The 14352-nt window shown below is 70.8% G+C and carries 13 protein-coding genes and 1 riboswitch; of the genes, 5 read left to right on the top strand and 8 right to left on the bottom strand.

Features of this window, described 5'->3' with window-relative positions:
* Positions 1-4: 4 nt before the first annotated feature.
* From IE329_RS32995 to IE329_RS33020, 6 genes are all read right to left on the bottom strand, one after another.
* Entirely contained in the window at positions 5-1093 is a 1089-nt protein-coding gene (locus tag IE329_RS32995; protein ID WP_190214709.1) for an ABC transporter ATP-binding protein, read from the bottom strand.
* Positions 1090-2088, bottom strand: a complete 999-nt coding sequence (locus tag IE329_RS33000) for an ABC transporter permease (protein WP_190214710.1) — start codon at positions 2086-2088, stop codon at positions 1090-1092. Before IE329_RS33000 ends, IE329_RS32995 begins: the two co-directional genes overlap by 4 nt.
* A gap of 118 nt (positions 2089-2206) precedes the next feature.
* Positions 2207-3976 carry an ABC transporter substrate-binding protein gene (locus tag IE329_RS33005; protein ID WP_190214711.1) on the bottom strand — a complete coding sequence of 590 codons (1770 nt, stop codon included), beginning with the start codon at positions 3974-3976 and terminating at the stop codon, positions 2207-2209.
* Positions 3977-4065: 89 nt separating this feature from the next.
* Positions 4066-5064: an ABC transporter permease gene (locus tag IE329_RS33010; protein WP_190214712.1), complete on the bottom strand. Its 999-nt coding sequence runs from the start codon at positions 5062-5064 to the stop codon at positions 4066-4068.
* Positions 5065-5602: 538 nt separating this feature from the next.
* Entirely contained in the window at positions 5603-6511 is a 909-nt protein-coding gene (locus IE329_RS33015; protein WP_079198073.1) for an enhanced serine sensitivity protein SseB C-terminal domain-containing protein, read from the bottom strand.
* A 190-nt stretch (positions 6512-6701) separates the two neighbouring features.
* The gene (locus tag IE329_RS33020) at positions 6702-7499 is read right to left on the bottom strand and encodes an enhanced serine sensitivity protein SseB C-terminal domain-containing protein (RefSeq protein WP_190214713.1); all 798 of its coding nucleotides are present in this window, start codon (positions 7497-7499) and stop codon (positions 6702-6704) included.
* A gap of 343 nt (positions 7500-7842) precedes the next feature.
* Positions 7843-7944, top strand: a riboswitch (glycine riboswitch).
* Between the two features lie 209 nt (positions 7945-8153).
* Between IE329_RS33020 and gcvT the strand changes: the two genes are divergently transcribed.
* From gcvT to IE329_RS33045, 5 genes are all read left to right on the top strand, one after another.
* Complete coding sequence (gene gcvT, locus IE329_RS33025) at positions 8154-9275, top strand: glycine cleavage system aminomethyltransferase GcvT (protein WP_190214714.1); 1122 nt, start codon at positions 8154-8156, stop codon at positions 9273-9275.
* A gap of 177 nt (positions 9276-9452) precedes the next feature.
* Positions 9453-9830, top strand: coding sequence for a glycine cleavage system protein GcvH (gene gcvH, locus IE329_RS33030; protein ID WP_073926067.1), 378 nt, complete (start codon positions 9453-9455; stop codon positions 9828-9830).
* A 130-nt stretch (positions 9831-9960) separates the two neighbouring features.
* Entirely contained in the window at positions 9961-11229 is a 1269-nt protein-coding gene (glyA, locus tag IE329_RS33035; RefSeq protein ID WP_190214715.1) for a serine hydroxymethyltransferase, read from the top strand.
* Positions 11230-11435: 206 nt separating this feature from the next.
* Positions 11436-12818 carry an L-serine ammonia-lyase gene (locus IE329_RS33040; RefSeq protein ID WP_190214716.1) on the top strand — a complete coding sequence of 461 codons (1383 nt, stop codon included), beginning with the start codon at positions 11436-11438 and terminating at the stop codon, positions 12816-12818.
* A gap of 176 nt (positions 12819-12994) precedes the next feature.
* Positions 12995-13555, top strand: coding sequence for an SMI1/KNR4 family protein (locus tag IE329_RS33045; protein ID WP_190214717.1), 561 nt, complete (start codon positions 12995-12997; stop codon positions 13553-13555).
* A 107-nt stretch (positions 13556-13662) separates the two neighbouring features.
* Here the strand turns inward: IE329_RS33045 and IE329_RS33050 are convergent, their stop codons facing one another.
* Entirely contained in the window at positions 13663-13887 is a 225-nt protein-coding gene (locus IE329_RS33050; RefSeq protein WP_229927956.1) for a DUF397 domain-containing protein, read from the bottom strand.
* Complete coding sequence (locus tag IE329_RS33055; RefSeq protein ID WP_229927958.1) at positions 13884-14291, bottom strand: DUF5753 domain-containing protein; 408 nt, start codon at positions 14289-14291, stop codon at positions 13884-13886. The genes IE329_RS33050 and IE329_RS33055 overlap by 4 nt, the downstream gene beginning before the upstream one ends.
* Positions 14292-14352: the final 61 nt, after the last annotated feature.

Raw genomic sequence — 14352 nt, forward strand, 5'->3', positions numbered from 1 at the left:
GTGCTCACAGCCGGGGCGCGATCTCGTCGGTGAAGATCCGGTGCCGCTCGGCGGCCGGGATGTGGCAGGCCGCGTGGTGGCCGGGGGCCGCCTCCGCGAGCGAGGGCACCTCGGTCGTCGAGCGTCCGCCGGTGAGGCCGGCGTACGGGCAGCGCGGGTGGAAGGCGCAGCCGCTGGGCACGTTGATCAGGCTGGGCGGGGTGCCCTTGACCGGGACCAGCCGCTCCTGGAGCTCGCGGTCCAGTCGCGGCATCGAGCCCAGCAGGCCCCAGGTGTAGGGGTGTTCGGGGCTCTCGAAGAGGGTGTCGGCGGGGCCGCGCTCGATGCACTTGCCGCCGTACATGACCAGGATGTCGTCGGCGAGCTCGGCGACCACCCCGAGGTCGTGGGTGATGATGATGACGGCCGAGCCGAACTCCTGCTGGAGGTCGCGGATGAGGTCCAGGATCTGCGCCTGGACGGTGACGTCCAGCGCGGTGGTGGGCTCGTCGGCGATCAGCAGGGAGGGGTCGTTGACCAGGGCCATCGCGATCATGGCGCGCTGGCGCATGCCGCCGGAGAACTCGTGCGGGTAGGCGTCGACCCGCTTGTCGGGCTGCGGGATGCCGACCCGGTCGAGCATCTCGACCGCCCGCCTGCGGGCTTCCTTCTTGCTCGCGCCGGGGTGGTGCGCCCGGTAGCCCTCGACGATCTGCGCGCCCACCGTGTAGTAGGGGTGCATCGCGGTGAGCGGGTCCTGGAAGATCATGGCCATCTTCTGGCCGCGCAGCTGCCGGACCCGGTCGGGGTCGGCGCCGATCAGCTCCTCGCCGTCCAGCCAGACCTCGCCGGAGATCTGCGGGGCGCCGCGCTTGGTGCCGGTGCGGTGCAGGCCCATGATCGAGAGCGAGGTGACGGACTTGCCGGAGCCGGACTCGCCGACGATGCCGAGGGTCTTGCCCTTCTCCAGCGTGAAGTTGAGGCCGTCGACGGACTTCACCAGGCCGTCGTCGGTGGGGAAGTGCACCCGCAGGTCGCGGACGGTGAGGAAGCCCTCGGGGGCGCCGGCCGCCTTCCGGAGCCGGCTCTGGGCCTGGGTCTGGGTCTTGCTCATGTCAGCCTCACCCGAGGATCGACAACGGCGTACAGCAGGTCAACCAGCAGGTTGGCCAGGATGATGAAGAAGCCCGCGAAGAGGGTCACGCCCATGATCACCGGGAGGTCGCTGGCGCTGATGGCGGCGACCGCCTCGTAGCCGAGCCCGCGGAAGTTGAAGGTGGTCTCGGTGAGCACCGCGCCGCCGATCAGGCCGCCGAGGTCCATGCCGAAGACGGTCAGGATCGGGGTGAGGGTGGAGCGCATCGCGTGCTTGCCGATGACCGTCCGCTCGCCGAGGCCCTTGGCCCGGGCGGTGCGGATGTAGTCCTCGCCGAGGACGTCCAGCAGGGTGGCGCGGGTGAGCCGGGCGTAGGTCGCGGCGTAGAGGAACGCCAGGGTGATCCACGGCAGCAGCAGGTTCTGGAACCAGGCCACCGGGTCGTCGGTGAACGCCACGTAGTCGTGCGGGAACCAGCCGAGCTGGTAGACGAAGATCGCGCTGGCGAGCATGCCGGTGAAGTAGATCGGCAGCGAGACGCCGGCCAGGGCGGTGGTCATCGTGAAGCGGTCGAGCAGGGTGCGGCGGCGCAGCGCGGAGACCACGCCGGTCGCGGTGCCGAAGACCAGCCACAGCACTGCCGCGCCGAACGCGAGCGAGGTGGTGACGCCGAGGCGGTCGAGCAGCACCGGCCAGACCGCGCGCTCGGTCTTGAACGAGTAACCGAGGCAGGGGGCCGAGCAGTGGGTGACGTCGACCCCGGTGCTGTAGTCCCGGCCGGCGAAGATGCCCTTCAGGAACAGGAGGTACTGCTCGATGATCGACTTGTCCAGGCCCATCTTGTGCCTGATGCCCTCGATCGCCGCCTTGTCCGCGATCTTGCCCACGTAGAGCAGTGCGGGGTCGCTGCCGGTGATTTTCGGCACCATGAAGAAGATGCCAAAGGTGACCGCGGAGACCACCAACAGCATGGCGACGACGTTGACGAGCCGTCGGATGAGATACACGAGCACTGCGGCCGGCGCCGCCGGTGACCGGCCGAGCCCCCTTGTGGGGGGCCCGGCCGGCCCGGCGAAGCCTTCACCTGCCCTTCGGACTAGCGATACGAACTACGGGAGCGGGTAGAGCAGGTCACTTGCCGTCGGAGACACCGAGCGCCTGGAAGTCGATCTCGCCGCCCAGGGCGTCCTGGGTGTAGACGTTGGTCAGGCGCGGGTTGCGGTAGTTGAGCGCCTTGTCCGCGACGATCGGCAGGTAGTAGCCGCTGTCGATCACCTTGTGGTTGATCTTCTTGTAGAAGTCGGCGGCCTTGGCCGGGTCGGTCTCGGCGGTCGCCGCGTCGAACCAGCCGTTGATCTCCGGGTCGTTGATCTCGGAGTAGTTGCTGTTGCCGTTCTGGGTGATGAACCGGCCGTCGGTGAGCGGCTGGAGGTAGCCGCTGCCGTTCGGGTAGTCGGCCGCCCAGCCCATCACGATGAGGCCGTAGCCCTTGGTCGCGACGACGCTCGGCGAGCCGATCTCGGAGGCGATCAGCTTGCCGTCGTACTGGTCGACGGTGACGTCGACGTTGATGGCCTTCAGCGCGCTCTGCAGGGCGACGGCGGAGTTGACTTCCTTCTCCTTGTTGCCGCGGACCGCGATGTTGGTCTTGAAGCCTTCCGGCTTGCCGCAGAGCTTCAGCTCCTCCTTGGCCTTCTCCAGGTTGGGCTTGCCCTTGGTGAAGCCGAACGGGTCGTAGTCGTCCGAGCCGAGGATGTTCGGGGGCAGCATCGAGCCGTAGGTGGAGCCGGCCGTCGAGCCGCCGCGGGCGGTCTGCAGGGCGGTGGTGTCGGCCGCGTAGAGGACGGCCTTGCGGCAGTGCTCGTTGTCGAACGGCGCGACCTTCGGCACCACCGAGATGTAGCGGATGAAGCCGTTGTAGGCGTCGTCGGTGTTGGCCTTGAGCTTCGGGTCGGTGAGGACCTTGGCGCCGGCGGCCTGGGAGAGGCCGGTCTGGCTGAAGTCGATGTCGGCCGAGCCGTCGAGCAGACGGGCGTCCATGTCGTCGGCGTTGGTGGTGATGGTCAGCTTGACGGTGTCCGGCAGGGCCTTGCGGACGGTGTCGGTGGCCGCGTCCCAGTTCTCGTTGCGGACCAGCTCGACGGACTTGCCGGGCTCGATCGACTTGAACTTGTACGGGCCCGAGGAGACCGGCTTGTCACCGTACTTGGAGCCGGTGTCGAGCTTCTGCGGCACCGGGGAGGCGCTGCCCATGGCGAGCAGGTAGAGGAAGGACGAGTCCGGCTTGGCCAGCTTGAAGACGATGGTGGTGTCGTCCGGGGTCTCGACCGTCTTCAGGCCCAGCTTGTTCGGGTCCGCGTCGGTGTACGGGCCCTTGTAGTCCTGGCCCTGGTCCAGGGACTGGATCAGGTAGGTCGGGCCGCCGCTGATGACGTCCTGGGCGAAGATGCGCTCGATGCCGTACTTGATGTCCTTCGAGGTGATCGGCGAGCCGTCCTCGAACTTCAGGCCGGCCTTCAGCTTGAAGGTGTAGGTCTTGCCGTCGGCGGCGATCTCCGGCTGGGCGGCCGCGAGGTCGGGGACGAGCTTGAGGCCGTCCTTGCCGGGCTTGGAGTCGTACGTCAGCAGGGTGCGGGCGTAGTAGCGCTGGAAGTTCCACACCGAGGCGTAGTAGGCGCGGCCCGGGTCCCAGGAGTCGGCGTCCGTGCTGGTCCACAGGTTGATGGTGCCGCCCTTCTTGTCCGAAGGGTTGAGCACCTTGCCGACCGCGGCGTTGAAGCCGCCCTCTGCACCCTTGCTGGCGTCGCTGCTGCCGCCGCCCTTCGAGCCGCCGCAGGCGGTCGCGGTGAGCGCCAGGGTGGCCACCAGGGCAGCGGCGGCGAGCGTCCGGTTACGCGTCATGAGTACGGTTCCTCCTGAAGATGTGCGGGCCCGATCGGTCCGCCGAGGGGGGTGCTGTCCCCTGGTGTGGGGGGTGGGTCTGAAGGGGCTCAGTTGCCCTTGGGGTCGAGCGCGTCACGCAGCCCGTCACCGAAGAGGTTGAAGGCGAGCACGGTGATGAAGATCGCGAGACCGGGGACGACCATGTAGGTCGGGTCCACCTGGTAGATCTTGGTGGCCTGGGAGAGCATCTGCCCCCAGGAGGGCGTGGGCGGCTTGACGCCCGCGCCGAGGAAGCTGAGCGCCGCCTCGCTGAGGATGTTGGTCGGGATGATCAGCGTCGTGTAGACGAGGATCGGGGCGACCAGGTTGGGCAGCAGCTCGCGCAGCAGGATGTGCACCGGGCCGGCGCCGAGGCTCCGGGCCGCGTCGACGAACTCGCGTTCGCGCAGCGACAGGGCCTGGCCTCGGACGATGCGTCCGATGTAGGGCCAGCCGAAGAAGCCGATGACCAGGATCAGGATCGCCATCCGGACGCCGCTGCCGCTCAGTCCGAGCAGGTCGTTGGGCATCACCGAGACCAGCGCGATCGAGAACAGCAGCTGGGGGAAGGCGAGCAGGACGTCCATGACCCGGCTGATCGCGGAGTCGATCCAGCCGCCGAAGTAGCCGGCCGCGACGCCCATCAGGACGCCGATGACGACCGAGACCCCGGCCGCGAGGAAGGCCACCAGCAGCGAGATCTGGGCGCCGTAGAGGATCCGGCTGAAGACGTCCCGGCCGAAGGTGGGGTCGACACCCAGCAGGAAGTCACCGCTGATGCCGCCGAACGCGCCCTTGGGCAGCCCCAGTTCGGGGTTGATCTGGTCCGGGTGCGGTTCGTCGACGGGGTGCCCGAAGAGCGAGGTGAGCACCGGCGCGAACAACGCGGCGAGGATCAGCAGCATCACCACGACGCCGCCCGCGAGGGCGACCTTGTCGCGTTTGAGGCGGTCCCAGGCGATTCTGCCCGGGGAACGGCCTTCGATCTTCTTGACCGGCGCCGCTGCGGGTGCCGGTCCGGTCTCGGCCGGGCCGGCGGATCCGGTGGTGTCGATGGGTGTGGTCATGAGTCAGTTCGGTCCCCTCGCCGACGGTGGCCGGCCCACGGTGCCCGGTCGCGCGAGGTGTTCCGACCCGGTCCGGGTCGGGACTGCGTGAGCGGGTTGCGCTACTGGTGCGTTGTGCATCGGTGCGGTGGTGCTGGTCGCCGGATCGGCGGTACGGCGGTGCGGAAGACAGCGGAACGGGGGTGCTGCGGTACTCCGTGCGGGATGGGCGTCGCGCGGATCATTCGGTCTGCGTGCGCGTTCGCCCTTGTGGGGCCCGGTGCGAGCACTGCATTGCGCAGAACTCTCTGCCATCCCCCCTGGCTTGCGCCAGCCCTGACAACCGAAGGATGCCCAACTGTGATCTGTGGGCATGCACAGCCTCAGGAGCCGCATACGCTTCTTCACATATCTGTTACATGCATGTCAAGATCAATGACGAAAATGGCTGGCGAACGCCCCTGGGAATGCGACGACCGGCCTGACATGACATCAGGCCGGTCGGGTACGAAATGAATGTTCCGTGGCCGTACAGGACGGGAATTGCGGTGCCCGGGCCTCAGCGGCCCGGATAGCCCGGCCAAGGCTGCTGCGGCCACCCCGGGCCCGCCGGCGGCGGCTGGGTGCCGTACGGGTACGAGGCCTGCGGCGGGTACGCCTGGGCCGGGTACGGGGCCACCGGCGGCCGGCCGGCCGCCTCCCGGTCGAAGAACGGGCGCGCGTTGGCCCGCATCCACATCGCCACCGGGTCGTACTCGTCGCCCATCGCCACCGTGGAGACCGCGAGCCCCTCCGGGGCCACCGCGATCGCCCGCTGCATCAGCGCCCGGACCGCCTCCACCGCGGGCGGCGAGGTGTCGTACAGTTCCAGTCCGATCGCCAGGTACGGCTCCCCCACGGCGGGGCGCACCCACGCCCGGCGCAGCGCCCGGACGGCCCGCACCTCCAGCGCCTGGTGCTCCAGCAGCCCGTAGAACTGCGGCGCCTGGACCTGGGGTTCGCTCAGGTGCAGCGGCCCGGCCGGCAGCCGGTCCAGGCCGGCCGCGATCCGCCGCAGGTCCGCCCACGGGATGCCGACGCCGCCGCCGGGGGCGTGCGGGTTCAGCCACAGGCCCCAGCGGGTCCGGTACAGCGAGGCGGCGATCTCCTGCCCGGAGATCACCTCGTGCCCGCGGGCCCAGCCGCTGGACGCGAGCTGCTCGGGCGAGGTGACCGCGGGCGCGTACCCGTGCCCGGAGACGTCCATGTTCCCGTACTGCGCGTCGGGGCTGCCCGCGGAGCCGTGCCAGAGCAGCATCCAGACCTGGCCCTCGGCCAGCGCCCGCAGCATGCCCTCGTACGCCTCGTACCGCTCCGGCGCGACCTCGCGCAGGGCGCGCTCCAGCGCCCCCGGGTCACCGCCGGGGCGCGCCGCGGGGGGCGGGCCCCACGGCCCCGGTGCTCCGCCGCCGGCCGCTGCCGCGTTCATACGCCCACCTCGATGGCCGCCACGCGAAACGCGCACCTTCTGCCGGCGCGCTCGCCCCGCTCGCCCACTTCGAGCCCTCTTCCTGGTCTGCCGCCGCCGGTGTGGCAGGGGTGTCCGTCCCGGGGTGTCCGGACGCAGCCTATGGGGCGCTGCGGACAGTCGCCATGCCGACGTGCCCCAACTCCACCGGTCACATCCTTGTGTAGAAGGGCTGTACCCGGCCGAGCAGCCACTCGACCACCGGGTCGTCCACCAGGTCGAGCAGCACGAGGTGGACGCCGCCGGGGAGCGGCGCGGTTCCCAGCGCCCGCCCGAGCGCCTCGTTCACCGCGCCCGGGTCGGCCGGCCAGGCCGGATCGAGCTGGACCCCGACGAACATCACGGTCGGCTCGCCCTCCACACTGGCCAGCGCCCGACGCGCCGTCAGCACTCCGGGCAGTGCGGCGAGTTCGGCGGCCGCCGCGGACAGGAAGCCGAACGGCTCCTCCTCCGGCGCGGGCTCCCGCAGGGCCACCCGGCCGCCGGTCCCGGCGTCCGCCTGGGTGTCCCAGCGGTCCTCGCGGGGCCCGCGGCGCAGTTCGGCCACCCCCGCCGGCGGCACCGGGATGCCCACCGGCGCGTCCGGGTTGACCGCGATCCCCAGCCCCAGCGGCAGCCCCCGCGCGAACTCCCACACCGGGGCGACCGCGAAGGCCAGCCCCGGGGCGTGCTGCAGGAACTGCTCCTGGGAGGAGAACACCGGCACGTACGGCGCACCGGCCAGTTCGATGGTCGGCAGGTCCAGCGACTGCCCCTGCGGGTCGGCCCCGGCCGGCAGCGGGATCCAGACCTGGCTGCGCGCCAGCACCTCGATCACCCGGGGCGTGGCGCCCGGGTCGCCCAGCGCGGCGGTGAGCACCTGCTCCAGCTCGTTCGCGGGCCAGCTCCCCCCGGGCGGCGCCGCCCCCGGCCCGCCCCACGCCTGCGTGTCCTCCGCCGGGTAACCCATACGCCCCTGTACCGCCCCATCTCTAGCCGCCGGCCTCCCAGCCTATCGGCCCCGGCCCCCGCCCGGCCGGGCGCACGGGACCGGGCGGGAGCCTCCCCGCCCCGCCCGCGAGCCCCGCGTACGAACAGCCCCCGCGCCCCTTCGCAGCACCGCCGGACGGCCGCCCCGCGCCCCGGGAACCGGACCGCGCCCGGGGCGGCCGACGGGCGGGCGGATTCCCCGGGCCCCCGGCCGGCGGAGGCCACCACCACGAGCGAGCCTTTAAGACCCACCGCCCGGCATGCCATGATGTGCCCGTCCCGTGCGTCGCTTCGGCGGGGCGCCCAACTCCATACAGGCCGCTCGAACCCGCGCGGGAGAGTCCGGAGTGCCCCCTGGGTACGGCCGGCGCCGAAGGAGCAAGTCCTCCCCGGAATCTCTCAGGCACCCCTACCGCACGGGCGAGGCACATCTGGAAAGCGGACACGGCCCTGCCGTGCGCCCACCCACGGTGCAAGCCGCCATGCTGTCCCCAGGGCAGCGCGCGGTGAAGCTCTCAGGTTGTGACGACAGATGGGGAGACCCAGCCGCCGCATGCCCGCGCGCAGGTCAGGTCCCCGTCGGGGCCGGTCCGGCGTGCGCTCACCTGAGTGCCCAGCCCAAGGAGTACAGGCCATGTCGTCCCCCCGTCTCACCGCGCTCGACGCGCTGCACCGCGCCCTCGGCGCCACCATGACCGACTTCGCCGGCTGGGACATGCCGCTGCGCTACGGCAGCGAGCGCGAGGAGCACCTCGCCGTCCGGACGAAGGCCGGCCTGTTCGACCTCTCGCACATGGGCGAGATCACCGTCTCGGGCCCGCAGGCGGGCGAGCTGCTGGACCACGCGCTGGTCGGCTTCATCTCGGCGCTGGGCGTGCTCCGCGCCCGCTACACCATGATCTGCGCCGAGGACGGCGGCATCCTGGACGACCTGATCGTCTACCGGACCGCCGAGGACGAGTACATGGTGGTCGCGAACGCCTCCAACGCCCAGGTGGTGCTGGACGCGCTGACCGCCCGCGCCGAGGGCTTCGACGCGGTGGTGCGCGACGACCGCGACGCGTACGCGCTGATCGCCGTGCAGGGCCCGGAGGCGAACGGCATCCTGGCCTCCGTCACCGACGCCGACCTGCCGGGCCTCAAGTACTACGCGCTGCTGCCCGCGACGGTGGCCGGCAAGCAGGTCTGGCTGGCCCGGACGGGCTACACCGGCGAGGACGGCTTCGAGATCTTCTCGGCCCCCGCCGACGCCGAGCACCTGTGGAACGCGCTGACCGAGGCGGGGCAGGGCGCCGGCCTGGTCCCGTGCGGCCTGTCCTGCCGGGACACGCTGCGCCTGGAGGCGGGCATGCCGCTGTACGGGCACGAGCTGAACACCGAGCTGACCCCGTTCGACGCGGGCCTGGGCCGGGTGGTGCGTTTCGACAAGACCACCAACGGCGGCGCCTTCGTCGGGCGCAAGGCGCTGGAGCAGGCGGCCGCCGAGGCGGAGACGAACCCGCCGCGGGTGCTGGTCGGCCTGGTCTCCGAGGGCCGGCGGGTGCCGCGGGCCGAGTACGCGGTGGTGGACGCCGAGGGCGCCCCGATCGGCCGGATCACCTCGGGTGCGCCGTCCCCGACGCTGGGCAAGCCGATCGCGATCGCGTACGTGGACGCGGCGCACGCGACCCCGGGCGGCACCGTCGCGGTGGACGTGCGCGGCAAGCACGAGCCCGTCCAGGTGGTCGCGCTGCCGTTCTACAAGCGCGCCCGCTGAGGCCCGTCACCGGGCCCCATCCCTGAAGGCCTCGCGGTCGGACCCGCCCGCCGTACGCCGGTGCGGGCGCCTGCCCGCGTGAGCGCGGTCACCCACCGTCACCGCTGTCCGGGCCGCCGGGCCGGTCCGGCGACCCCGCATTTCCACCGACTGCTTCCCATCCTGGAGAATGACGCCATGAGCAACCCCCAGCACCTGCAGTTCAGCAAGGAGCACGAGTGGCTGACGGCCGCCGAGGGCGGTGTCTCGACCATCGGCATCACCGCCCACGCGGCGGACGCCCTCGGTGACATCGTCTACGTGCAGCTGCCCGAGGTCGGCGACACCGTCACCGCAGGTGAGACCTGTGGCGAGCTTGAGTCCACCAAGTCGGTCAGCGACCTGTACTCCCCCGCCACCGGCGAGGTCGTCGAGGTCAACCAGGCCGTCATCGACGAGCCGGCCCTGGTGAACTCCGCCCCCTTCGAGGGTGGCTGGCTGTTCAAGGTCCGGCTCGACGGCGAGCCCGCGGACCTGCTGAGCGCCGACGAGTACACCGCCCTCACCGGCGGCTGAGTCCCCCGACGGGGCGGCCGCAGCGCGGCGGCCGCCCCCGCCCGGCCCCTTGCCCGCTCCCGCCCGCCGCCCGGCCGTCCCCGCGGCCGACGAGCTGCGCGCGGCTGCCCCATGACGGGAAGACCACACCATGACTGTCCTCAACCAGTCCCTGCACGCTCTCGACCCGGAGATCGCCGCCGCGGTCGACGCCGAGCTGCACCGTCAGCAGACCACCCTGGAAATGATCGCCTCCGAGAACTTCGCCCCGGTGGCGGTCATGGAGGCCCAGGGCTCGGTGCTGACCAACAAGTACGCCGAGGGCTACCCCGGCCGTCGCTACTACGGCGGCTGCGAGCACGTCGACGTGGCCGAGCAGATCGCCATCGACCGGGTGAAGGCGCTGTTCGGCGCCGAGCACGCGAACGTCCAGCCGCACTCGGGCGCGCAGGCGAACGCCGCGGCGATGTTCGCGCTGATCCAGCCGGGCGACACCATCCTGGGCCTGAGCCTGGCGCACGGCGGCCACCTGACCCACGGCATGAAGATCAACTTCTCCGGCAAGCTCTACAACGTGGCCGCGTACCACGTGGACGAGAAGACCAACACGGTCGACATGGCCGAGGTCGAGCGCCTCGCCAAGGAGCACCAGCCCAAGCTGATCATCGCGGGCTGGTCCGCCTACCCGCGCCAGCTGGACTTCGCCGAGTTCCGCCGCATCGCGGACGAGGTCGGCGCGCTGCTCATGGTCGACATGGCGCACTTCGCCGGCCTGGTGGCCGCGGGCCTGCACCCCAACCCGGTGCCGTACGCGGACGTGGTGACCACCACGACCCACAAGACCCTCGGCGGCCCCCGCGGCGGCGTGATCCTCTCCAAGGCCGAGTACGCCAAGAAGATCAACTCCGCGGTCTTCCCCGGCCAGCAGGGCGGTCCGCTGGAGCACGTGATCGCCGGCAAGGCCGTCGCGTTCAAGGTCGCCGCCTCCGAGGAGTTCAAGGAGCGCCAGGAGCGCACCCTGGCCGGCGCCAAGATCCTCGCCGAGCGCCTGCTGAAGTCGGACGCCACCGAGGCCGGCGTGTCCGTCCTGTCCGGCGGCACCGACGTCCACCTCGTCCTGGTCGACCTGCGCAACAGCGAGCTGGACGGCCAGCAGGCCGAGGACCGCCTGCACGAGGTCGGCATCACGGTCAACCGCAACGCGATCCCGAACGACCCGCGTCCCCCGATGGTCACCTCCGGCCTGCGGATCGGCACGCCGGCGCTCGCCACCCGCGGCTTCCAGGCCGAGGACTTCCGCGAGGTCGCCGACATCATCGCCGAGGCGCTGCTGCCGACCTTCGACGAGGCCAAGGCCACCGCCCTGAAGGCCCGGGTCAGCGCGCTGGCCGCGAAGTACCCGCTGTACCCGAACCTGTAGGACCCGAAGCTGCAGGGCCCGAAGCTGCAGGGCCCGAATCTCTGAGGCCCGATCCTGTAAGGCCCGCTTCACCTCTCGTGAGTCCCGGCACACACCCGCCGGGCCTCCCGAAACCCCGGGGCACCGCGCACACTGGAACGTGGCGCGCGGTGCCCCGACCCGTGTACCCGCTTGTCCTTCCACGAGACCAGACAAGGACGTCCCCCGTGGCCATCAGCGTCTTCGACCTCTTCTCCATCGGCATCGGCCCTTCGAGTTCCCACACCGTCGGCCCGATGCGGGCGGCCCGGATGTTCGCCCGCCGCCTGAAGTCCGAAGGGCTGCTGGCCCAGACCGCCGCCGTCCGGGCCGAACTGTTCGGCTCCCTCGGCGCCACCGGCCACGGCCACGGCACCCCCAAGGCCGTCCTGCTCGGCCTGGAGGGCAACTCGCCCCGGACCGTCGACGTCGACCAGGCCGAACTGGACGTCGAACGGATCAAGGCGACCAAGCAGCTGCGGCTGCTCGGCCACGACCTGGCCGACGCCCACCAGATCGCCTTCGACACCGACACCCAGCTGATCCTGCACCGCCGCCGCTCGCTGCCGTACCACGCCAACGGGATGACCCTGGCCGCGTACGACGCCGACGGCGTCCCCGTGCTGGAGAAGACCTACTACTCGGTCGGCGGCGGCTTCGTGGTCGACGAGGACGCCATCGGCGCCGACCGCGTCAAGCCGGACGACACCGTGCTGCGCTACCCCTTCCGCACCGGCGAGGAGCTGCTGCGCCTCACCCGGGAGACCGGGCTGTCGATCTCCGGCCTGATGCTGGAGAACGAGAAGGCCTGGCGCAGCGAGGCCGAGATCCGCACCGGGCTGCTGGAGATCTGGCGGGTGATGCAGGAGTGCGTCGCCGCCGGCATGTCCCGCGAGGGCATCCTGCCGGGCGGCCTGAAGGTCCGCCGTCGCGCCGCCTCCGGAGCCCGGGCCATGCGGGCCGAGGGCATAGGGCCGGCCAACGCGATGGAGTGGGTGACCCTCTACGCGATGGCGGTGAACGAGGAGAACGCCTCCGGGCAGCGCGTCGTCACCGCCCCGACCAACGGCGCGGCGGGCATCATCCCCGCCGTCCTGCACTACTTCCTCAACTTCATCCCCGGTGCGGACGAGGACGGCATCGTCCGCTTCCTGCTCGCGGCCGGCGCGATCGGCATGCTCTTCAAGGAGAACGCCTCGATCTCCGGCGCCGAGGTCGGCTGCCAGGGCGAGGTCGGCTCGGCCTGCTCGATGGCGGCCGGCGGCCTCGCCGAGGTGCTGGGCGGCTCCCCCGAGCAGGTCGAGAACGCCGCCGAGATCGGCATCGAGCACAACCTCGGCCTCACCTGCGACCCGGTCGGCGGCCTGGTCCAGATCCCCTGCATCGAGCGCAACGGCATGGCCTCGGTCAAGGCGATCACGGCGGCCCGGATGGCGCTCCGGGGCGACGGCCGCCACCACGTCTCCCTCGACAAGGCGATCAAAACCATGAAGGAGACCGGCGCCGACATGAAGGTCAAGTACAAGGAGACCTCGCGCGGCGGCCTCGCGGTCAACGTCATCGAGTGCTGACCGGCTGCGGCTCGGGCCGGCCTTAGCCGCACCTCGTGGCGGAGTCGGCCGAAGACACCGGTCAGTCCGTGTCGTTCTCGCTGGACCCCGGTTGCCGGTCGGCAGCCGGGGTCCAGCGCTGCGAAGCCGTCGATCACGTACTCGGGGTGTCAGGGGCTGGGCCTACCCTGCGAGCCATGACCGAGGACGAACTGATGACAGCGCTTCGCGCTTCCGTCGGGCAGCGCGACTTCGCGCCTCCCGCGACACACGAAGCCGTCGCCGAGGCCGAAGAGGCCTGCGGCTACTCCCTGCCGCCCTTGCTCGCACGCCTCCTGACTCAGGTTGCGAACGGCGATTTCGGTCCTCGCAGCGGCGTGGCCGGGGTGCGCGGGCACGAGTGGCGGAGCACCGGCTTTTTCGAGGACATGACCGAGTGGGCCCAGGCGGCGGCCGACGATCCGGAGTGGGGCCGACGACGATGGTGCCTTCCCCTGGTCCAATGGGGATGTGCGATCGCGACCATGATCGACTGCCGCGACCCCGCCGGACCGCTGTGGGGCTGGGACCCCAATCTGTGTTGCCTGGACCACGCGCTCTTCCCTCTCGACCAGTGCTTGGCCCAGATGCTGGAGGAGTCGCTCGACGCGGACTACCCCGAGCCTTTCTATGCGGGCTACTTCGCTGATCTGAGGAACACCGGCGGCTGCGAGCCCCTTGTGTGGAAGAACGGCCGCATCGCCGCAGGACGGGAGTAGGCGAGGGCAACCCGCCTGCACCGTCGCATGCTCCCGGCAGGGCTCCACGACGGGGACTGCCGGATCCCCTGCCCGTGGACAGGCGGGCCCGTGTCCTGGACGGGCCGTCAGCCGGCGGGAATCTCGCCCGCCTTGATCCCGGCGACGAAGGCCGACCAGGCCGCGGCGGGGAACAGCAGGGCGGGCCCCTCGGGGTCCTTGGAGTCGCGGACCGGAACGATCTCGGGGAAGCCGTCAGCGACCTCGACGCAGTTCCCCTGATCGCCGCTGAACCTGCTCTTTCGCCAGGCAACACGACTCGGGCCCGAATCCTCCGGGTTCGCACGAATCACTCAAGGTCCTTTGCAATCTGCGCAATCAACCGCCGAGACGGGGCGACGTCAAGTGCTGCCGCCCTGAGCCGGTCGAATGCCTGGTTGTAGGTGCTGACGTCCTCGTCTCGTTCGAGGTAGAGGCTACTCGTCAGAGTCTCCGTGTACACCACGTCGAGATCATTCCGAACAGGGAACTCCAGGACGACGAACGAGCCGAGCACGCCGGGATGAGCACCTGCTTCGAACGGAACCACCTGCAAAGTGACATGCGGGTCCTTGGACCTGGTCACGAGTTGATGAAGCTGCTTCGCCATGACCGCTCGACTCCCGACCACGCGACGCAGAACAGCCTCGTCAACGATGGCCCAGAGTTTCAGTGGGTCCTCGCGTTGAAGCGTGGCGTTCTGTCGCGCCAGTCGCACATCTACTAGGGCTTGGTCAGGTCCGTATCGGTGTGGGTATGTCGCGGTGGCAGGTGGGGCA

The organism is Kitasatospora indigofera (assembly GCF_014655955.1).
Taxonomy (GTDB): domain Bacteria; phylum Actinomycetota; class Actinomycetes; order Streptomycetales; family Streptomycetaceae; genus Kitasatospora; species Kitasatospora indigofera.

Excerpts from the sequence above, each read along its gene's own strand:
- IE329_RS32995 (WP_190214709.1), bottom strand. The coding sequence starts at position 1,093 with ATGAGCAAGACCCAGACCCAGGCCCAGAGCCGGCTCCGGAAGGCGGCC.
- IE329_RS33005 (WP_190214711.1), bottom strand. The coding sequence starts at position 3,976 with ATGACGCGTAACCGGACGCTCGCCGCCGCTGCCCTGGTGGCCACCCTG.
- IE329_RS33010 (WP_190214712.1), bottom strand. The coding sequence starts at position 5,064 with ATGACCACACCCATCGACACCACCGGATCCGCCGGCCCGGCCGAGACC.
- IE329_RS33015 (WP_079198073.1), bottom strand. The coding sequence starts at position 6,511 with ATGAACGCGGCAGCGGCCGGCGGCGGAGCACCGGGGCCGTGGGGCCCG.
- IE329_RS33020 (WP_190214713.1), bottom strand. The coding sequence starts at position 7,499 with ATGGGTTACCCGGCGGAGGACACGCAGGCGTGGGGCGGGCCGGGGGCG.
- gcvT (WP_190214714.1), top strand. The coding sequence starts at position 8,154 with ATGTCGTCCCCCCGTCTCACCGCGCTCGACGCGCTGCACCGCGCCCTC.
- gcvH (WP_073926067.1), top strand. The coding sequence starts at position 9,453 with ATGAGCAACCCCCAGCACCTGCAGTTCAGCAAGGAGCACGAGTGGCTG.
- glyA (WP_190214715.1), top strand. The coding sequence starts at position 9,961 with ATGACTGTCCTCAACCAGTCCCTGCACGCTCTCGACCCGGAGATCGCC.
- IE329_RS33045 (WP_190214717.1), top strand. The coding sequence starts at position 12,995 with ATGACCGAGGACGAACTGATGACAGCGCTTCGCGCTTCCGTCGGGCAG.